The sequence below is a fragment of the Micromonospora musae genome (assembly GCF_003626635.1).
GTDB lineage: Bacteria > Actinomycetota > Actinomycetes > Mycobacteriales > Micromonosporaceae > Micromonospora > Micromonospora musae.
The window spans coordinates 221,062-240,041 of the sequence record NZ_RAZT01000008.1 but is presented as its reverse complement, the minus strand read 5'-3'; the positions used below and the strand labels follow the sequence as shown (position 1 = coordinate 240,041).

General features: G+C 73.6%; 20 protein-coding genes and 2 pseudogenes. 2 read left to right on the top strand and 20 right to left on the bottom strand.

Going from position 1 to position 18,980, the window contains the following annotated elements; genetic code table 11:
- Together D7044_RS17645 and D7044_RS17640 are read right to left on the bottom strand one after the other, a co-directional pair.
- A complete protein-coding gene (locus tag D7044_RS17645; protein WP_120680304.1) occupies window positions 1-864 on the bottom strand; it encodes an ABC transporter permease in 864 nt (287 codons plus the stop codon).
- Entirely contained in the window at window positions 864-3,731 is a 2,868-nt protein-coding gene (locus tag D7044_RS17640; protein ID WP_120680302.1) for an alpha/beta fold hydrolase, read from the bottom strand. The genes D7044_RS17645 and D7044_RS17640 overlap by 1 nt, the downstream gene beginning before the upstream one ends.
- A gap of 95 nt (window positions 3,732-3,826) precedes the next feature.
- Here D7044_RS17640 and D7044_RS33570 point away from each other — a divergent pair.
- Together D7044_RS33570 and D7044_RS17635 are read left to right on the top strand one after the other, a co-directional pair.
- Window positions 3,827-4,438, top strand: a pseudogene (locus D7044_RS33570) (AAA family ATPase); the annotation flags it as partial.
- 99 nt (window positions 4,439-4,537) lie between these two features.
- Window positions 4,538-6,106, top strand: a pseudogene (locus tag D7044_RS17635) (AAA family ATPase); the annotation flags it as partial.
- Between the two features lie 129 nt (window positions 6,107-6,235).
- Here D7044_RS17635 and D7044_RS17630 read toward each other — a convergent pair.
- The 18 genes from D7044_RS17630 to D7044_RS17545 all read right to left on the bottom strand — a co-directional run bounded on the left by D7044_RS17630 (window position 6,236) and on the right by D7044_RS17545 (window position 18,865).
- Complete coding sequence (locus D7044_RS17630; protein ID WP_233563264.1) at window positions 6,236-6,589, bottom strand: gas vesicle protein K; 354 nt, start codon at window positions 6,587-6,589, stop codon at window positions 6,236-6,238.
- The gene (locus D7044_RS33020; protein WP_120689558.1) at window positions 6,586-7,089 is read right to left on the bottom strand and encodes a gas vesicle protein; all 504 of its coding nucleotides are present in this window, start codon (window positions 7,087-7,089) and stop codon (window positions 6,586-6,588) included. The genes D7044_RS17630 and D7044_RS33020 overlap by 4 nt, the downstream gene beginning before the upstream one ends.
- A complete protein-coding gene (locus D7044_RS17620) occupies window positions 7,083-8,174 on the bottom strand; it encodes a GvpL/GvpF family gas vesicle protein (protein ID WP_199716662.1) in 1,092 nt (363 codons plus the stop codon). The genes D7044_RS33020 and D7044_RS17620 overlap by 7 nt, the downstream gene beginning before the upstream one ends.
- The gene (gene gvpJ, locus D7044_RS33635; protein WP_120680294.1) at window positions 8,158-8,535 is read right to left on the bottom strand and encodes a gas vesicle protein GvpJ; all 378 of its coding nucleotides are present in this window, start codon (window positions 8,533-8,535) and stop codon (window positions 8,158-8,160) included. Before gvpJ (D7044_RS33635) ends, D7044_RS17620 begins: the two co-directional genes overlap by 17 nt.
- A gap of 1 nt (window position 8,536) precedes the next feature.
- Window positions 8,537-8,884 carry a gas vesicle protein GvpO gene (locus tag D7044_RS17610; RefSeq protein ID WP_120680292.1) on the bottom strand — a complete coding sequence of 116 codons (348 nt, stop codon included), beginning with the start codon at window positions 8,882-8,884 and terminating at the stop codon, window positions 8,537-8,539.
- On the bottom strand, window positions 8,841-9,332 hold the full coding sequence (locus tag D7044_RS17605; RefSeq protein ID WP_199716661.1) for a gas vesicle protein GvpG: 492 nt from the start codon (window positions 9,330-9,332) through the stop codon (window positions 8,841-8,843). The genes D7044_RS17610 and D7044_RS17605 overlap by 44 nt, the downstream gene beginning before the upstream one ends.
- Before the next feature lie 3 nt (window positions 9,333-9,335).
- The gene (locus D7044_RS17600; RefSeq protein ID WP_120689557.1) at window positions 9,336-10,091 is read right to left on the bottom strand and encodes a GvpL/GvpF family gas vesicle protein; all 756 of its coding nucleotides are present in this window, start codon (window positions 10,089-10,091) and stop codon (window positions 9,336-9,338) included.
- A complete protein-coding gene (gene gvpJ, locus D7044_RS33630) occupies window positions 10,084-10,518 on the bottom strand; it encodes a gas vesicle protein GvpJ (protein ID WP_120680288.1) in 435 nt (144 codons plus the stop codon). The genes D7044_RS17600 and gvpJ (D7044_RS33630) overlap by 8 nt, the downstream gene beginning before the upstream one ends.
- Window positions 10,515-11,765, bottom strand: coding sequence for an SRPBCC family protein (locus tag D7044_RS17590; RefSeq protein ID WP_233565019.1), 1,251 nt, complete (start codon window positions 11,763-11,765; stop codon window positions 10,515-10,517). Before D7044_RS17590 ends, gvpJ (D7044_RS33630) begins: the two co-directional genes overlap by 4 nt.
- Window positions 11,762-12,151, bottom strand: a complete 390-nt coding sequence (locus D7044_RS17585) for a hypothetical protein (protein ID WP_147434682.1) — start codon at window positions 12,149-12,151, stop codon at window positions 11,762-11,764. The genes D7044_RS17590 and D7044_RS17585 overlap by 4 nt, the downstream gene beginning before the upstream one ends.
- A gap of 284 nt (window positions 12,152-12,435) precedes the next feature.
- A complete protein-coding gene (locus D7044_RS17580; protein WP_120689555.1) occupies window positions 12,436-12,945 on the bottom strand; it encodes a GNAT family N-acetyltransferase in 510 nt (169 codons plus the stop codon).
- A 103-nt stretch (window positions 12,946-13,048) separates the two neighbouring features.
- Window positions 13,049-13,942 carry a hypothetical protein gene (locus D7044_RS17575; protein ID WP_120689554.1) on the bottom strand — a complete coding sequence of 298 codons (894 nt, stop codon included), beginning with the start codon at window positions 13,940-13,942 and terminating at the stop codon, window positions 13,049-13,051.
- Window positions 13,926-14,588 (bottom strand): DUF3618 domain-containing protein, encoded by a 663-nt coding sequence (locus D7044_RS17570; protein ID WP_120680641.1) that lies wholly within the window; start codon window positions 14,586-14,588, stop codon window positions 13,926-13,928. Before D7044_RS17570 ends, D7044_RS17575 begins: the two co-directional genes overlap by 17 nt.
- Before the next feature lie 22 nt (window positions 14,589-14,610).
- The gene (locus tag D7044_RS33015; RefSeq protein WP_120689553.1) at window positions 14,611-15,003 is read right to left on the bottom strand and encodes a phage holin family protein; all 393 of its coding nucleotides are present in this window, start codon (window positions 15,001-15,003) and stop codon (window positions 14,611-14,613) included.
- Complete coding sequence (locus tag D7044_RS33010) at window positions 15,000-15,662, bottom strand: hypothetical protein (protein ID WP_120689552.1); 663 nt, start codon at window positions 15,660-15,662, stop codon at window positions 15,000-15,002. The genes D7044_RS33015 and D7044_RS33010 overlap by 4 nt, the downstream gene beginning before the upstream one ends.
- 398 nt (window positions 15,663-16,060) lie before the next feature.
- A complete protein-coding gene (locus D7044_RS17555) occupies window positions 16,061-16,588 on the bottom strand; it encodes a DUF3263 domain-containing protein (RefSeq protein ID WP_120689551.1) in 528 nt (175 codons plus the stop codon).
- 253 nt (window positions 16,589-16,841) lie between these two features.
- Entirely contained in the window at window positions 16,842-17,858 is a 1,017-nt protein-coding gene (locus tag D7044_RS17550; RefSeq protein ID WP_120680639.1) for an ABC transporter permease subunit, read from the bottom strand.
- The gene (locus tag D7044_RS17545; protein WP_120689550.1) at window positions 17,855-18,865 is read right to left on the bottom strand and encodes an ATP-binding cassette domain-containing protein; all 1,011 of its coding nucleotides are present in this window, start codon (window positions 18,863-18,865) and stop codon (window positions 17,855-17,857) included. Before D7044_RS17545 ends, D7044_RS17550 begins: the two co-directional genes overlap by 4 nt.
- Between the last annotated feature and the right edge of the window lie 115 nt (window positions 18,866-18,980).

Genomic DNA, 18,980 nt, shown 5'->3' with positions numbered 1-18,980 from the left:
CTAGGAGGTGACGTCCTTGCGGGTGAAGCGCCAGTACGCCAGCGCCCAGAAGAGCGTCGCGTAGCTGATCGAGGAGATCGTGCCGCGTACCACGTCGTCGGTCTGCACCGGAGTCGACAGCAGCCCGAGCCACGCGGTGCTGAAGTGGGTCGGCAGGAAGTCGCGCAGCACGCCGAGCGCGGTGATCTGGTCCAGGATGCTGGAGAGGATCCAGAGCAGCACCGCACCGCCGACCGCGCCGAGCGCGGCGTCCGTGCTCACCGAGAGCAGGAAGGCCAGACCCGCCACCACCAGCAGTACGACCGCCAGGTAGCCGAGCACCGCCAGCAGCCGGAGCAGCCCCTCCCCCGGCGGCAGCTCCGCGGCGACGGTGCTGCGCAGCGGCGACCAGCCGTAGCGGAGGGTGCCGGCGGCCAGGGCCGTGCCGGCGAGCAGCAGCAGCGCCAGCCCCGAGTAGGCGGCCGCGACCAGCAGCTTCACCGTGAGCAGCCGGGCTCGGGGCACCGGAGCGGCGAGCAGGTACCGCAGGCTGCCCCAGCTCGCCTCGCTGGCCACCGTGTCGCCGAAGAAGAGCGCCACCACCACGACCAGCAGGAACGACGCCGAGACGAAGATGCTGAAGAGCGTGAAGTTCAGCCCGCCCGACGTGGCGAACGAGATCAGGCTGCCGAACTCGCCGCCGCCGTTGTCGTCGTCGCCGGAGTCGAACTGGAACGCGATCAAGATGATCAGTGGCAGCAACACCATGAACCCGAGCGCCAGCTGCGTACGCCGACGGGACGCCTGCCGCCGGAACTCCGCCAGGAACGGCAGCGTCGCGGACGGCCGATAGCCGGCGGCCGTACCCACCGTGGACGTCCCCATCACCGGTCCCCGCTTCCCCGAGAGGTCTCGCCCACCAGGGCGAGGAACGCATCCTCCAGGCGGCGCCGCGGCACCACCCGGTCCACTCCGATCCCGGCCCGGACCAGCTCGGCCACCACCTCGCTGCGGGCCGTGCCGTTCGTGTCCACCACCAGCTGCCCGTTGCTCCCCGGCAGCACCCGCACCCCGTCGAGCCGGTCCAGCACGGTCCGCGCGGCATCCGGGTCGGTCACCTCGAAGAGCACACTCGGCGACTCGCCGATGATCTCCTCGACCGGCCCCGACGCCACGATCCGCCCCTTGTTGACCACCACGGCGTGGGTGCAGGTCTGCTCCACCTCGGCGAGCAGATGGCTGGAGACCAGCACCGCCCGGCCGTCGGTCGCGTAGCGCTGGAGCACCCGGCGCATCTCGGCGATCTGCGGCGGATCCAGCCCGTCGGTCGGCTCGTCGAGCACCAGCAGCTCGGGCAGGCCGAGCATGGCCTGGGCGATGGCGAGCCGCTGCTTCATGCCGTGGCTGTACGTCTTGATCTTCCGGTGTACGGAGTCGCCGAGCCCGGCGATCTCCAGCGCCTCGGCGAAGCGCGCGTCCGGCTCGGGGCGTCCGGTCGCCCGCCAGTACGCCTTCAGGTTCTCCAGGCCGGAGAGGTGCGGCAGGAAGCCGGGCCCCTCGACCAGCGCGCCGATCCGGGAGAGCACCGGGGAACCCGGCACCAGCCGGTGACCGAAGACGTGGATCTCGCCGGCGGTGGGCTGGGTGAGCCCCATCAGCACCCGCAGGGTGGTGGTCTTGCCGGCGCCGTTCGGCCCGAGCAGGCCCACCACCTGACCGGGGTGCACCTCGAAGTCCACGTTGGAGACCGCCACGAAGCCGTCCGCGTACTCCTTGCGCAGCCGCTGTACGACGAGCGGGACGTCCGCGTACTCCGGATGCACCGAACTGTCGTGGCGGCGGTGCCGGCGGCGGACCACGGCGACGACCACGACGAGCCCGACCACGATCGCGGCGAGCAGGCCGACCAGCACCCAGCGCCACACTGCCGCCGCCGTCGGGATCGGCTCGCCCGCCACGGCGGGAAGCGCGACCGGCGCGTCACCCGCCGCCACGGTGTAGACGACCGGCTCGGCCGGGCTCGCGTACGCCTGGTCGGAGGTCGCGACCACCACCCGGAGCCGGTGCCCGGACTCGAACCGGCGGACGATCGCCGGCAGCGTGACGGTGACGGGGCGGGCGTCGGCGAGCCGCTGCGGCAGACCGGTGAGGCGCACCGGGGCGATCAGGCCGTTCGGCAGGGTGGCCGCGCCGTTCGGGTCCACGTCGTAGAGCTTCACGAAGAGCACCGCCTCGCCGGTCGGGGACGCGGCCCGGATCGACACCGTGGGGGCGCCCACCACGTCCACCGCCTCGGCCAGCGGCGCCGACTCGAACCGGGCGTGCTGACCCGGCACGTCCCCGGCCACCCCGTCCAGCAGCGCGGAGAGGCCACCGGCGAACGGCACCGAGGAGATGGCGGCCGGGTTGCCGTTCGGCGGGTTGGCGATCTGCTGCTCGGGGCCGGTCACCGCGACGTCGGTGCGGCGCTCGCCGCCCGTGCCGGGGTAGTCGGTGGTGCGGTAGCCGGTGGCGACCAGCCCACGGTCCAGCGCGTCGAAGCCGGCGATCCGCGACCAGGTGAAGTCGTTACCGGGTGCCCCGCCCGCACCCTTCACGTAGTGGTCCAGCCACTGGACGGTCAGGAAGCGCACCCGGTCGGAGTCCGACTCCGGCCCGTCACCGCCGTCGTGCCCGCCGGTGAACCAGGCCACCCGGACCGGGGTGCCGTTCGCCGCGAGGCCGCGCGCGTTGGCGTCCGCCTCGCTGAGCGGGAAGAGGCTGTCCGCCTCGCCCTGCACGAGCAGAGCGGGGGCGGTGATCCGGTCCAGCACCCCGGCCGGGCTGGACCGCTGCAAGAGGTCCACCGCCGCCTGGTCGGCCCGGCCCGCGGTCGCGATCCGCAGGTACGCGGCGCAGACGTCCGCCGCGAACCGACCGCAGGACGGATCGGCCGCAGGCCCGGGTGCCCGCCCCGGACCGCTGCCCGGACCCGCGCCCGGGTCGGGGCTGGGCGGCCCGGCCGAGGCCGGCGCCCCCTGCGGCTGGGCCGCGACGTTGCCGGAGATCCCGGCCGGACCGGAGCCGACACTTCCGCCACCGCCGAAGAAGAGACCCGCCCAGCCCTTCTTGAACACGCCCGCCGTGGCCGGCCCGCCCGCGCTGTCGGGTACCAGGCTCCGGGACAGGTCGTTCCAGGTGATCATCGGAACGATCGCGTCCACGCGCCGGTCATGCGCGGCGAGGAGCAGGGCGAGCGCACCGCCGTACGAGCCGCCGACCACGCCGACGCGGGGATCCCCGGTGGCGTCGGTGCGGATCTCCGGCCGGGCGGCGAGCCAGTCCAGCAGCCGCTGCGCGTCGCGCACCTCGTAGTCGGGGCTGTCCAGGTGGATCTCGCCGCCGCTGCGGCCGAAGCCCCGCGCCGTCCAGGTGAGCACCGCGTACCCGCGGCCGGCGAACTCCTCGGCGTCGTCGCGTACCGACTCCTTGGTGCCGCCGAAGCCGTGCGCCAGCAGCACCGCCGGCACCTGGTGCCCGGGCGAGGCCTCCTCGGGCAGGTAGAACGTGGTGTCCAGGTCGACCGGTTGCTGGCCGTCCGGCCCGGAGCGCACGGTGAGCATGGCGGCCTCGGTTCGCAGCTCGGGACCGCGCGGCCGGACCGTCCAGCCGACGGCGACGGCCAGCAGCACGGCGACCAGTGCCGCGACGACCGCCCGACGGCCGGTGGGGAGGGCACGCCGGATCCGACGGATCGACAACCGCGATGTCATGCGGCACACGGTACGGGTCGATTCCTGAGCATTGGCTGAGATCTCCGTACCCGTCGTGACCGACGCCGGTGGGCCACGACGGCTAGGGTCGGACGGTGGCGCGACCCGACCTGACCCTGACCGCGAGCCTGCGCCCGGCGGCGCTGGACGCGCGGCGTGGCATCGTACGGCTGCACCCGGAAGTCCTGACGGCGCTGGACCTGCGACCGGGCTCCCCGGTCCGGCTCACCGGCCGGCGGCAGACCGCGGGGATCGTGGCGGCCGCGGAGCCGGGCGCGAGCAGAGCGCTGCTCTACGCCGACGACCTGACGCTGGGGAACCTCGGGATCCGCGCCGGCGGCGAGGTGACGGTGACCCCGCTCCCAGTGACCGCCGCCGACCGGGTCACCCTGGCCGGGCCGGTGGAGGTCGTCGCGGCGGTGAGCCCGGAGATGCTCCGGCTGGCGTTGCTCGGCAAGGTGGTCACCGCCGGGGACGACGTGTCGCTGCTGCCGCAGGACGTGCTGCCGGACGCCTCGGTGCGCAGCCTGGTGGCCGAGGCCCGGCGAAGCCTGGCGAACACCGTCGGCTACGCCTGGACGAGCAGCCTGCTCAGCGTGGTCGGCACCGAACCCGCCGACGGCGTGCTGGTCACCATGGAGACCCTGGTCGGTTGGGAACACGGCCCGGTCACGCACGGCTCCGCCGCCGTCCGTCCCGCGGCTGACTTCGCGGTCTCGGCCGACCTCGCGGTCGCGGGCGACTTCGCGGTTTCGGGCGAGGTCGCGGGTTCGGGCGAGGTCGCGGTTGCGGGCGACGCCGCCCGCACCGGTGCGCCGAGTGTGGACGAACTGCCCGGGCTGCGCGCCCAGGCCGAAGAGCTGACCGAGCTGCTCGACCTCGGCTTCCACCACCGGGAGGTGCTGAAGCGGCTCGGCACGACCGTCTCGCTCGGCGTCCTGATCAGCGGCCCCGCCGGTTCGGGAAAGTCCGCGCTGGTGCGCGCGGTGGCGGCGCAGGTCGAGGCCCGGGTCGTCGCGCTCTGGGCGCCCGAGGTCGCCGCGTTGAGCAACCAGGCCGCCGCCGAGCGGCTGCGCGCCGCCGCAGCCGCGCTCCGAACCGGCGGGCCGGCCGTGCTGCTGGTCACCGATGTGGAGGCGCTCGCCCCGGCCGACGGCCCGGGCCCGGTGGCCACCGTCTTCCGCCAGGTGCTCGCCGAGACGGTACGGGCCGGGGCCGCGGTCGTCTGCACCACCGGCCGCCCGGAGGCGGTCGACCCGGCGCTACGCGCCCCGGACCTGCTCTCCGTACGGATCGGCGTTCCGCTGCCCGACCCGGCGCTGCGCCGGGAGCAGCTCACCGTGCTCACCCGCCAGGTGCCCCTCGCCGAGGACGTCCGGCTGGACGAGATCGCCGGCCGGACCCCCGGCTTCGTCGCGGCCGATCTGGCCGCGCTGGTCCGGGAGGCGGGCGTCCGGGCGGCGTTACGCCAGAAGTCGGCCCCGACGCCGACGGTGGCGATGGCCGACTTCGTCGCCGCGCTGGAGGTGGTCCGGCCGACCACGATGGCGGGGTCCACCCTGGAGATCGCCGCCGTGACGCTCGACGACGTGGGCGACCTGATCGAGGTGAAGCAGACGCTCACCGAGTCGGTGCTCTGGCCGCTGACGTACCCGGACACCTTCGCCCGGCTGGGGGTGCAGCCGCCCCGCGGCGTCCTGCTCTACGGCCCGCCGGGCTGCGGGAAGACGTACCTGGTGACCGCGCTGGCCGGGTCGGGTCGGGCGAACGTGCTCTCGGTGAAGGGCGCCGAGCTGCTCTCGAAGTGGGTCGGGGAGAGCGAGCGGGCCGTCCGGGAGCTGTTCCGCCGGGCCCGGGAGGCGGCGCCCAGCCTGATCTTCCTCGACGAGGTGGACGCGCTGGCCCCGGTACGCGGCCAGGCCAGCGACGGCGGTACGACCGACCGGGTGGTGGCCGCCCTCCTCACCGAGCTGGACGGCGTGGAGGCGCTGCGCAACGTGGTGGTGGTCGGCGCGACCAACCGGCCCGACCTGGTCGACCCGGCGCTGCTGCGCCCCGGCCGGCTGGAGCGGCTGGTCTACGTGCCGCCGCCGGACGGGCCGGCGCGGAAGGAGATCCTGCGCGCCGCCGCGCGCAACGTCCCCCTCGCACCGGAGGTGGACCTCGCCGCGCTCGGCGACGAGCTGGACGGGTTCTCGGCGGCGGACTGCGCGGCGCTGGTACGCGAGGCGGCGCTGGCCGCGATGCGGGAGTCGCTGAGCGCCTCCACGGTCACCGCCGCGCACGTCGCGGCCGCCCTGGACCGGGTACGCCCGTCCCTGGACCCGGCCCAGGTCGCCCGCCTCGCCGCCTACGCCGCCACCCACCCAGGGTGATCCCCCCGGCGCGTTGATCCCCCCGCCGCGTTGATCAAGAGGTTTGCGTCAAATTCCTCCTCGGACATGACGGCAACCTCTTGATCAACGCGGTCGACCCGGGTGGGGGTGGGGTGGGGTGGGGGTGGGTTAGTCGGTGGGGAGGAGGGGGCCCAGGGGGCCCAGGTCGAGGTTCAGGTCCTCCGGGGCGAGGCCGAAGTGCTCGCGCAGGCCGACCATCTGCTCCTCCAGCGCCATCAGCGTCACGCCGATCCGCTCGATCTGCTCCTCGGTGAGATCACCCAACTCCACCCGGCGCAGCGCCTGCCGCTCCATCAACTGCCGGAGCAGCTCGATCACGGTGAGCACCAGGCTGGCCAGCCCGCGCTCGACCGAGTCCCGGTCCACGGCGACCCGCCGATCCAGCGGAGTCACCCGGGGCGGCCGCCACTGCGGCGCACCCAGTGCGGCGGCCAGCTCGGCCGCCTCGTCCCGCCCGGTCACTGCCCGGCTCCGAACGCCATATCGCCGGGCCCGAACCCGGGATCGCCGGTCCCGAACTCCGCGTCGCCGGGCCTGACGACGCCGCCGGTCTCGGCAACGCCGCCGGTCTCGGCAACGCCGTCAGTCCCGGCAACGCCGCCGGACCCGACAAGGGCGCCGGTCTCGGCAGCGGTGCCGGTCTCGGCAACGGTGCCGGTCTCGGCAACGGTGCCGGAGGGGCCGAGGACGGCACCGGAGGCGGCGACGCCGAGCGCCGCACCGCCGCTCGAGACCTCGGCGGAGGACCAGGTGACCGGCTCGGGCGGGGCGAGCGCACCGACCGAGGCGATCAGGGCGCGCAACGAGATGCGGACCAGATCCACGTCGGCGATGGCGAGGGTGATGTCACCACTCACCACCACCCCGGTGGCCAGGACCCGGTCCAGCAGGTCGACCAGGGCGACCGGCCGATACGCCAGCGGATCGTCCGCGCTGCTCGGCGCGAGCGAGGTCGTCACCATGCCGGCCCCCGAACCACCGCCGCGCCCCGGCCCGGCGTCGACTCATGCGCCGACACCGGATCACCCGACACCAGACCGCTGGGCACCGCCGCACCGCTGGGCACCGCGGCACCGCCCGACAGCGCCGGATCGCCCGACACCGCCGCACCGCCCGACACCGCCGGATCGCCGGGCACCGCCGGATCGCGTGGCCCCGCCGGATCGCCCGGCACAGCCGGCCTCACCGGGCCGTCCGGCACCGCTTCGTCAGCACGGGGCAACGCGGAGCCGCCCGTCGAATCGGCACCGGCCTCCGCCGGACGCTCCGTCACGAAGGAGTACGGCGGCCACGGGCCGGTGAGCTCCAGCCGCAGCTCCGGATGGCGCTCGGCGAGGGCCTCCACCAGACCGGCGAAACCGGCGACCGCCCCGGCATCCACGAGGTACGCGCCGTTGAGCGCCATGGCGGTCTCCGCTCCGGAGAGCCGGCGGTCCTGCGCGGGGTGCCGACGGGCGGCCACCGCGTACCGGGTGAGCGCCTCGTGCACGGCCGCGGCGACCTGCGCGGTCTCCCGTTGCGCGTCCTCCCGGGCCACGAGCTGAGCGCGGCGCCGCCGCAGGTACGCCGTGCCGACCCCGCCCGGGCCGGTCGTCTCCTCGGCCCGGGGAGCGACACCCGGCACCACGTACCCCTTGACACCCCACTCGCCGCGACCGGTGAGCCCGTCGAGCAGGGTGACGAGTTCGCAACGCCGGTCGGCGAGCGAGGCGGTGACCGCCTCGTCGTCGTGGTGCACGGTCGCCAACCGGGCCGGCACGACTGCCCCCGCCCGGGCCAGCGCGTCGACGACCCGGTGATGTGCCCGCGCGGCCCGCTCCAGCCAGCTCAGGTCCTCCAGGTTGCGGCGCAGCGCCTGCTCGCCGTACTCGGCCAGCGAAACGGTGCTCACCACCGCCACCAGACCGCCGGTGCGTACCGGGCGCACCGGCTCGCCGGTCATCCCCGGCAACGTGCTCAGCAGCCCCAGCTCCGTCTCCCGGACGACGCCGTGCAGCCAGCGGCCGGACCCTTCAGTGGCGGATCGATCGTCACCCGTCGAGCTCATCCCACTCCTCCCGTCGGACGTCCCGCCGCCGCGCCCGGGCCGCGACCCGGGGCCGACGCTCGGCCTCCACCTCTTCCGGATCGCGGGGGCCCGGCTCGACGGGTGGGCGGGCCCGGGAGCTGAGCCAGGGATCGTGCTCCCACCAGTCGATGCCGATCTGCCGTGCGGTGTCCACCGAGGCGATGACGAGCCGCAGCTTCAGCGTGAGCAGCTCGATGTCGAGCAGGCTCACCCGAATGTCACCGGCGATCACGATGCCCCGGTCCAGCACCCGCTCCAGGATGTCGCCGAGGTTGGCCGGCTCGTGCCCGGCCGGCAGGACCTGGCCGGAGTTCTGCACCACGGACGGCGTACTGGTCATCTCAGCCCACCTCGCCCTTCCCCCGCTGGTAGCGCCGCACCCGCCGGTAGCCGAGCAGGGCGCCGTCGATGTCGAGCTCCACCTCGTAGAGGCCGAGCAGGTCCGTCGACGCCGGGATGCGGCGGTCCTCGATCACCTCCACCCCGACCAGCCAGCCGTCCCGCACCGCCTTCAGCGACGTGGTCCCCACCGGTTCCCGGCCGGTCAGCTCGATGACCTGCCGCAGCCCCTCGCGGGCCGCCTCGGCGGCCGAGAGCGGCTCGACGTACTCCTCGTCGTCGGTCCATTCCTCCTCCGGTTCCGGCTCACGTCGGCGTGTTCGGCCGCCGTCGCCGCGAATCCGCTCCATCACGTACACCTCCCCCACCGTCTCGTCGCCGCTCCGCCTCCGCCCGCCGCTCCGCCTCCGCCCGCCGGGCCGGCTCGGCGGCGGGGCGCGGGCGTCCACCGCGCGGACCGGCCGCGTCGCCGCGTCGCCGTGCCGGCCCGTTGCGGCGTACCACCGGCGCCCCGCCGTCGGTTTGCCGCCGCGTCGGAGACCCGCCCTCGGACGCGGCGGGCGCCTGACGCACCGGAGCGCCGGTCAGGCGTTCCAGGACCTGCTGCTGCCGCTGGTCCCGCTCCTGCGGGGAGATCTCACCGGCGGCCGCCGCGGCGTCCAGCTCCTCCAGCTCACGACGGATGTTGACCGGGCTGTACAGCTGCGACTCCGCCTCCCGGGCGATCACCCTGAGCACCGCGGTCAGCCCGCGCACCGGCGCGTAGGGCAGGGTCAGCAGGCTCAGCAGGATGTCCACCGCTCACCCCGCCAACTGGTGCGCGTTCACGAAGTCGTACGGGGCGAGCGGGCCGAGCAGCCGCATCAGGACCAGGCCGCGCCGCTGCTCGGCGAAGTCCTCGACGGCGTCCACGAATTCGTCCTCCCGGTCGGCGTCGACCAGGAAGGCGACGTTCACCGCGTCCAGCTCGTTGCTCGGCGGCCGCGCGACGCCCGCGACCGTGAGTGGGCCGAGAGTGTCGAGCAGCTCCCGGTTCTCCGACTCCCGCCGCAGCTCCACCGCCTGGCTGATGATCTCGCCGAGCCGGATGCGCTGCCCACGGGTCGCCTCCTCCGGCTGCCCGCGTACCTGGTCGGCCAGGTCGGCGGCGGACGGGTTGTCGTCGAGCACGCGCTGGACCAGCGCGGACTCGTCGTAGCGGCCGTGCACGACGTACTGGACCTGCCCCTCCAACTCGTCGAGCACCGCGGCGAACCGGTCGCCGTGCGCGTCGAGCAGGTCGACCACCGCGTCCGGGCCGGTCACCACCGTGCCGAACCGGACCGGCAGCACCGGGGCCACGGTGGCCGTACCGTCGAGCAGCTCCTGGTACGCCGTGAGGTCCGCCGGCCGGCCGAGCGCCCCCTGCAGCGGCACCTCACTGACCAGGGCGGCCACCCGTCCGTGCCGCACCACCGTCACCTCGCCCGGCGGGTCGCCGACCCCGGACGCGTCCGGGGTCGGCTCCACGTCGGACGGCACGATGCCGTAGATGAACAAGCCTCGCTCCTCACTCATCGTGCTGTTCCTCGCTCCGGCGCCGGCGGCGGGGCCGCTCCCTTTCGCGGTCGGTGCCGAGTTCGCCGACCGCGTCCCGGACCGCGCCGCCGATCGCTCCGACGGTCTTGCCCAGGCCGGAGGCGGCCTTGCCGGCGGTCACCGCACCGGTCGCCCCTTGGACGAGGTCAGGCAGGCCCTTCTGGTTGCGGGGGGTGATGTCGAGCCGGTCCACCGCCTGCGCGAACCGCAGGTACGTCTCGACGCTCGCCACCACCACCCTTGCGTTGATCTCCAAGAGCTGGATTCCGACGACGGCCACCGAGATCTGCGCGTCGATCACCACGCCCTTGTCGAGCACGGTCTCCACGACATCGGCGAGCCCGGACGACGATCCGCTGCGCTGCAACGCGCCGCCGGCCTGGCCGTCGTTGGTAGCGATGGTCACTGCTCCGACTCCTCCCGACGACGACGGACCACGGGACGACGCGGCGCCTGGGGGCGGCGGGGACGAGCCTCCTCCTCGGCCTCCGGCTGCTCCTCGCGCGGGCGGGCCCGGCGGGCCCGTTCCGGGGCACGGCGGCGAACCGGACGAGGCTCCTCCGGCTCCTCGGGCTCCTCCTCGTACTCGTCGTGGTCCTCGTCGTACTCGTCCTCGTACTCGTCGTACTCCTCGTCGGCCGGGCGGCGTCGAGCCGGCCGGCGACGCGCACCGGTGGCGGGCCGGGGGCGTTCCCGGCGCGGCTCCTCCTCGCCGGGCTCCTCCTGCTCGGCCGAGGTCTCGCGGCCGGCGGACGGCGCCTTTCTCTCCCGGTCTTGCCGTTCCTGCTGGTCCTGCGCGCGCTCCTGCTCCTCGCGTACGGCCGTGTCGTGGTCCTTGACGACCCGCGAGTCCTCGATCTCGCCCCGCCAGCCGGAGACCGAGTCGGGGTCGAGGACGGTCCGCGTCATGACGTGCCGGACGAAGTGCTTCAACTCCAGCCGGACGCGGCGCCCCTGGGCCCGCCACAGGTTCCCGGTGTGCTCGAAGAGCCCCTGCGGGTGGTACTCGAGCACGACCAGGATCCGGGTCAGGTCCGGGGTGAGTTCGTGGAAGCTGACGGTGCCGTCGACGGAGCCCTTCTCCCCCTTCGACCGCCAGTGGATGAGCCGGTCGGGAATCTGCCGGACGATCGTCGACTCCCACGTCCGGTGCGACCAGAAGACCTGCGCCTTCCACGTGAGCTTCTCGTCGGACTCCGTGTCGACGTTCTCGACCTTCTTCATGAAGCTCGGGAAGTCCCCGAACCGGGTCCACTGGTCGTACGCGACCCGCACCGGCACGCCGACCTCGACCGTCTCCACGATGTTCGTGACCTTGATCTTGCGGGCGCCGCCGCCCGTACGCTCCTTGCGGCGGCCGAGCGCCGACATCACCTTCTCCTTACCGCCGGCCACGCCGGCATGGATCATCGCTTTCATCGGGGAATCACCCTCGGCCATCCGCTGCGCGCCGGTGGCGGCCGCGATCAGGCCGGGGCCGCCGCCCTGCTTGGCGTACTCGCTGAGCCGGTGCGTCGCGCCGGTGACCTTCTCGGTCAGCGCGGACGCGGCCCGCTCGCCGAGCGCTTCGGCCAGGTTCCGCACCTCGTCGGCGAGCTCACCGCGGACCTTGCCGCCCAGCCCGCCGCTGCTCGGGTTCGGTGCCATGCTCATCGCCTCCGCCGCTGGCCGGCGGGCTCGGCCTCGTCCGTCGACTGCTCGGCGCCGGACGCCTGACCGCTGATCGAGGCGGTGCGGCGGCGTAGCGCGTTGGCCGAGTCGTGCAGCTTGCCGCTGAGCGCGTCGACCCCACTGCCGGCGGCGGCGGTGGCCGCCGCCTTGCCGGCCATGGCCAGCGGGCCGCCGAGGCGGCCGAGGTTGCCCAGGTGGGGGGAGGAATTCAACAGGTCCGTGCCCCGCTTCAACAATCCGTCCGGATGCATGCTCGCCCGGCCCGCCGCGACGGCGGCGGCAAGGGCGAGGGCGGTACGCAGTTTGCGGCGACGACCGATCAGATAGCCGAGGCCCACCGCGAGTCCGATTCCTGCTCCTCTGTTCATCAATTCTCCTTCGCTCCCCGCTGTTCGGACGCCTGTCGCCGTCGGGGCCGAAAGGGGCCCGCTGATCGACGTGGCCGGGACTCTCCCTCAGGCGTCCCGTTTTGGCGGACCCGGCGGGCAGTACCCGAGGGTCAGATTTCGAAACCGCAGGAGCAATTTCGTGGCGCGCCCGGAGAATTGAATTACGAAGGCGGTGCAATGAGCCGCCAAAACGGGCGTCGGGGCCTTTACATGCAGCTCAGGGGCGAGAAGTGGGCACCGGGGCGACTACCGCAAGAATGGTGTCAGAGCGCCGGCGGTGTGGCGTCGAGGGAGATTTCGGCGTACACCTTCTCGCCGTCGGAACGCAGTTCGGCACCGGATTTCCCGAGCACTTGAAGCGCCTGCGTGTTGTCCGGAGTCGTCTCCGCGACAACGGTACGCATGCCGGCCGCAGCGGCCTCGTTGAGCAATTCCCGAAGAGCCGCGCCGCCGAGGCCCTGACCGCGCGCCGACCGGCCCAGCCACATACCGGTCTCGACGGTGCCGGGCTGGTCGCGTCGGGTCATCCGGACCATCCCCACCACCTCGCCGCCGGCCAGGATCGCGTACATCTGGGTGCGGGTCGGACCGCCGAGCCCGGCGAAGCTGGCGCGGTGGAAGTCGCGGAAGGCCTCCCGGCGTGCGTGCGACCAGCCGGCCGGTGCCTCCACCGGCGGCATCACCTCGCCCGGCTCCGCCTCGGCTGCCGCTACGGAGAGCAACGGCTCGAGGTGCCGTTCGCTCATCGGCTCCAACCGGACCGCACCCGTCACGTGGCGCAGTTTGCCGCTCTCACCGGCAGAAGTCCACCCCGTTGGGTCGCTACTGACGGTCCGTCGAGCGGGACCGCCCGGTCGGCTGGCACCGCCCGGTGCTTCACGCTCCGCTACGGCCCGGACCGAACTCGCAGAGCACCACGGACGCGTCGTCGACGCTCTTGTGCCGGCGCAGCCGGTCGGCGAGGTCCCGTTCGGCGGTCCGGACCTGGTCGATCAACGCACCCGGCCCGTCCGTGCTCACCAGATCGAGCAGCCCCGGCCAGTCGACGAGGCCGAACTGCTCCACCGCGCTGGAGGCCCCGTCGCTGAGCAGCGCGGCCCGTCGCAGCGCGCCCGGCCCGTGCAGGGGCACCGTGCCGGTCACCGCGTGGTACGCCGCGTCGGGATCGGCGGCCGCCACCCAGTACCCGTGCGTCTTGTTCATGCGTTCCCGCTGCAGGCCGACGGCCCGCCGGAACCGGGTCAGCCGGTCCGCCATCGCGCCGGCCGGCACCGCGGCGACGGTCTCCCGGAGGTCGGCCATCGCCCGATCCAGCCGGTCGTCGGAGACGACGCTGATCCGGCCACCGGCGTCCAGCACCAGCGGGCTGTCACAGAGCACCAGGTAGTCCGCCTGGTCGCCGCCCTCCCGGAGCAGGCAGACGGTGCTGGAGGGGGTGCCCGGATGGTCCAGGTCGCAGTCGCCGTCGTGGTCGGCGCGTACCGCGAGGATGGCCGCAGCGAGGTTGCTCATCAACGACGCCGTCGGCCGCGCCGCCTCGGCCAGTCCGATCCGGGCGGCCAGGTGCCGCACGTACCACTCCGGCCCGTGTACGCAGCCGGTGTCGAAGCCCTCGGGGACGGTGGCGCCGTCGAGGACGCCGACCAACGATCCGAACCGGAAGACGACGTCCTCGTTCACCTCCCGCCCGGGCGCTGGAGCGGAGGCGGAGCGGACCCGCATCAGCGGAGCCCGCCCCACCGCCCGCACCGGCTCAACGGCGGAGTTCACCGGCGGCCTCTTGCGCCTGCCCACGCATCTGGTGGGCGGCCGAGCGGCCCTGCTCCCGTACGGCGCCCGCGCCCCGGATGGCCGTGGACCCGACGGACTGCGCCGCCTGCCGGGCCGGCTGCCGCATGTTGTCGCGGAACTGGTGACCGAACTGGCCGGCCTGCTCACGCAGCTCGCCCGCGTGCTGGCCGACCTGCTGGCTCATCATGCCCCGGGCCTGCCCGGCCAGCTGCCGTTCGCGACGGCTCGCCGGCAGCAGGGCGGAGACCAGCAGGCCCGCGCCGAAGGCGATCAGGCCGGCCGCCAGCGGGTTGCCGTGCATCTGCTCCCGGGACTGCTGCCCGACCGAGCGGGCCTCGTCCCGCATGGAACCGGCGGCGGAGGACATCCGCTGCCCGGCCTGCTGGCCCATCTGCTGGGCCGAGCCGGCGGCGGAGGACATGCGCTGTCCGGCGCCGTCCCCCATGTGTGCCGAGCTACCCATCACCTTCTCCTTCATCCGGGTGAGCGCACCACGCGCCTCCCCGACGCGGTCGCCCGCTATCCGGCGCGGGCTGACCTTGTCGGCCAGCGCGTCGATGTTGTCACTCAGATCTCGCCGGGTGTGTTCGATCTGCTGTCGGATCCGATCCGCATCGGTCGACATCATCTGCTCCCTCCCGGCCGGATCACCGGCCGCGCAACGCGTCCGGCATCTGCCGTGCGGTCTGCTGCGTCCGCGGCAGCACCTCACGGAGCTGTTTGAGCTTCGACCGCCCGACCACAGCCGTGATGGCGGTGACCACCGCCCAGAAGGCCGCCACGATCAGCGCGGCCCAGCCCTGGTCCATCACGTTCGACAGCCCCCACCAGGCCGCGTACGAGAGGAACAACACCGTCAGGAAGCCGGCCAGCGCCGCGCCCCCGAACATGCCGCCGGCCTTACCGGCCTGGACGGCCTCCTCGCGCAGTTCCGCCTTGGCGAGGTCCACCTCCTGACGGAGCAGGGTGGACATGTCGCGGGTCACGTCACCCAGCAGGTCGCCGACCGACTGGGTGCGCTCCGTCACCGGGGCGCTCACGGTGCCACCCCGCCGGAGATCCCCGGGTCCTGGCGCCGGCCGTCGGGCGAGATGTTCTGCGCCCGCTGCATCCCGGCGTACGGGCCCGCTGCCTCGTACGGTGTGCCGACCTGCTGCTGGTACGGGCCGGCTTCCGTCGGCTGGTTCAGCTGGCCACCCGGGCGCCGCCCGTTGCCGGACGAACCCATGTTCCGGACGAACCGGCCGAAGAGCAGTCCGGTAACCGCCGCACCGGCCAGGAACGCGCCCGGATGCCGGCGGGCGTACCCGCGTACCTCGTGCAGCACGTCGGCGGGTTCGTTCTCGTCGAGCCATCCGGCAGCCCGCTGCGCCACGTCCGCCGCCCGGCGGACGGCCTCACCGGCGAGCTGCGACTCACTGCCCTGCGCCATCGAGTCGAGGTCGCGGCCGAGACCACGCAACCCGTCGGCGGCTCGGTGCTTCTGCGACTCGGCCTGGTCACGCAGCTGCGAGCCGGCCTCGCCGCCCAGGTTCCGCACCTGCTGGCGCGCCTGTGCGGTCACTTCGCGGCCCTGCTCGGCCATGGCGTGACCGACCTGGCTGCCGGCCTGCGCGGTCGAGTGACCGATCCGGGAGGCCTGCTGGCGGGCCTGCCCGGTGGTGCTGTCCGGCGGTCTGTTCCTGTTGATCGCCGTCATCACACGCTCCCTTCCTCTGCCCCCGGCCACGGTCGAACCCGGGACGTCTGCCGCCTACCCGTCGGGTCCGGCGACATTCGTTGGTCACCGACCGGTGGTGGCGTCGGCGGGGCCGGGATCCGGCCAGACCAGGCCGGCTCGGCGGGCCGGACGATCGACGGGCACGATCGGACGAGCGGGGCCATCCCCGACGGGGTGACCGGAGGCGCGCAGCCGGGCGGATCCCCCGGCAGGGCGAGACGGGACGTCGACCCCAGGTCGTGATCGACGTACGCGCGGGCTCTGCCGGGCAGTCGCGGGGCCGAGCCGGTCAACCGCGACATCGAGGACGAGGCGGCCCCGGTCCTCGCTGCTGGGTCGCCGGCAGCGGCGCGAACCCGTTCCGTACCGCCGAGGCGTCAGCGGCGCCGGTTCCGGGCCCGGGACGAGCGCAGGCGGCGCAGCCGACCGATGAGCACCGGCTCGGCGGCGAGCGCGGCCGGGTTGTCGAGCAGTCCGTTGAGCAGCTGGTAGTAGCGGGTCGCCGAGAGACCGAAGACGTCCCGGATCGCCTGCTCCTTCGCCCCGGCGTGCCGCCACCACTGCTGCTCGAACGCGAGAATCGCCTGCTCACGCTCGGTGAGCCCGGCCGCCGTCCGGGCCGCGTCCGCCGTCGGGCCGACGGTCTCCGCCGCGGCCTGCGCCGTCGCCGCCGCGCCGTCCTCCTCGACGACGTCGCCAGCAACAGTGCTGGTGCTGTCACCGGGAACGGCCTCCACTGCGGGCGCGGGCCGGGGCGGTGGCACGGGCCGGGACGTCACTCGGGACGCGGCTTCGGTCACCTGTTCGCCGGTACGGGGATTGGGGGTCCGTGCGGTGTCGGCGGACTCCGCGGGAGTGGTCGTGGGCGGCTCGGCGGCGGCCGGGGCGGCGTCGGCAGGCTGCATGGCGCTCCTCGGTCGGACGGGCCGGCAGCGGGGACAGCCGACCGGGGACACCAGCCTAACCAGGGCGGACGCCCGTCGCATCCGGCGCTTCGGGCCATCGACGCACTGGTCGCGCAGCAGCGACCAGGGTCCGTTTCACAAGGCTCGCCCGAGCGACAGGGCCGCCCATCGGGTCTCCCCGGTGGACGGCCCTCGCCGGTGCTCGACAGCGGAGTTCAGGACCGCGGTCGACGTCCTCAGTCGCGGCTCGACATCAGGAGATGTCGCGGCGACGCATCGCCCAGAGCGCCGCGCCGAGGACGGCCGCGACGCCCACCACCAGCAGCACCGACGACTGCTGCCAGGTGATGTCGAACGTCTCGGGCTTGCACTCCCCGAAGACCGTGGCGTTGCACGACTCCCAGTCTTGCAGCGTCACCTTCTTCTGCATCCAGGCGAGCACGTACGTCGGCAGCAGCCAGACCTGCGGGAACCGGACGTTCGCCATCTCCAGCAGGATGCCCAGCCCGAACTGGCCGACCACCGCCACCGCGACCACGCCGCCGAGGGCCATCGCGGTGTGCCGTCCCAGCGAGGCCAGGGCGAAGCCCACCGTGGTGACGACCAGCACCAGCACCACGGCGCGCAGCCCGGTCAGGGTGACTGACTGCCACACCCCGCTGGTCACCTTCTCGGTAGTGCCACGGAACGTGGCGACCAGCCAGAACCCGGCGAACCACGCCACCGCGGCGGGCAGGGTCACCGCGAGCATCCCGGTGAGCAGCGCCGCGAGCTTGGTCAGCAGTACGGTCAGCCGCTTGGGCCGCCACAGCAGGAGATTCATCATCCCGCCGCTGCTCCACTCGGCGCCGACGAAGGACGCGCCGATCACGAAGCCGACCAGGGCCAGGATCGCCGCGAACGGGATCAGCGTCTCTGGGAACGTCTCCCGGAAGTTGAAGGTGGACGGCAGGAACCACGAGGCCTCGATCGCCTCGCGCGGAGGCGCGGTGATCATCGAACAATCGTCGGGGTAGCGGCCGTCGTTCGGCGTACCGGCCGCCTTGGCCGCCTCACAGGCGGCCCGCTCCTGCTCGCTCCAGCGGACCTGCTCCTGGTACTGCCGGTCGGCCTGGCGCTCGGCGCCGGCCACGGCGTCGGCGTCGAGCTTCTGGTTGGTGAAGAACGTCCCGAGCACCACGGCGACGAGCACCAGCAGGCCGAGCAGCGTCATGTAGCGGGTGAATCGCCGCTTGGTCAGCCGGCGCAACTCCGTACGGTAGAGGCTCACGCCCCCCACCCCCCTCCGGTGGCACCGGACTGCTCCGGCCCACCGACCTTCAAGGACTGGTCGACCTGCCGGTGCTGGCCCGGAACGGGCGCGGTGGCGGTCAGTTCGAGGAAGACGCTCTCCAGGTCGACGGTCACCGGCGAGAGCTCGCTGACGTAGAGACCCTGCTCGGCGAGGATGCGGGTCACCGCGGCCGGCTTGTCGACCCCGGCGAGCATCAGGTGGTCGTCCTGCCCGGTGACGCGGATCCCCGAGCGGGTGAGCGCGTCGGCGGCGGCCGGCAGGTCGGACACGGCCTCCAGGCGTACCCGCACCGCACCGGAGGAGTGCTGCGCCAGCACCTCGTCGACCGGACCGAACGCGACCCGGCGGCCCAGCGAGATGATGGTGACCGAGTCGCAGATCAGCTGGATCTCGCCGAGGATGTGGCTGGACAGCACCACCGTCATGCCGGATTCGGCGAGGTTGCGGGTGAGCGTACGCATCTCCCGGATGCCGCCCGGGTCGAGGCCGTTGGCCGGCTCGTCCAGGATCAGCAGCTTCGGGTTCTTGAGCAGGGCCGAGGCGACCGCGAGCCGCTGCTTCATGCCGAGCGAGTAGGTCTTGACCCGCTCGCCGGCCCGGTCGCGGAGCCCGACCAGCTCCAGCACCTCGTCGACCCGGTTCGCCGGCACGTCGCCGGCGGACGCCAGCAGGGAGAGCGTGTCCCGGGCGGTGAAGTGCGGAAAGAACTGCGGGCTCTCCACGATCGCGCCGACCTGTCCGGCGACGACCGGGAGCGCCTCGGGCACCTGGTGGCCGAGGATGGACATCCGTCCGCCGTCGGGCCGGATCAGACCGAGCAGCGTACGCAGGGTCGTGGTCTTGCCCGACCCGTTGGGGCCGAGGAAGCCGTGCACCTGCCCGGCCTCCACCCGCATGTCGAAACCGTCCAGCGCGTTGCGGGTACCGCGCCGACGGCTCTTGTAGGTCTTCCGTAGACCTTCGATCTCCAGGACAGCTGGCAAGCTGCACCTCCCCCGATGGTGGGCGTGACAGCGGACACCATACGCGGTATGCACGGCCGCGCAATACGCGGTATGCACCGACGCGCCGACCAGGGGTTCAGGAGTGGCTCCCCGA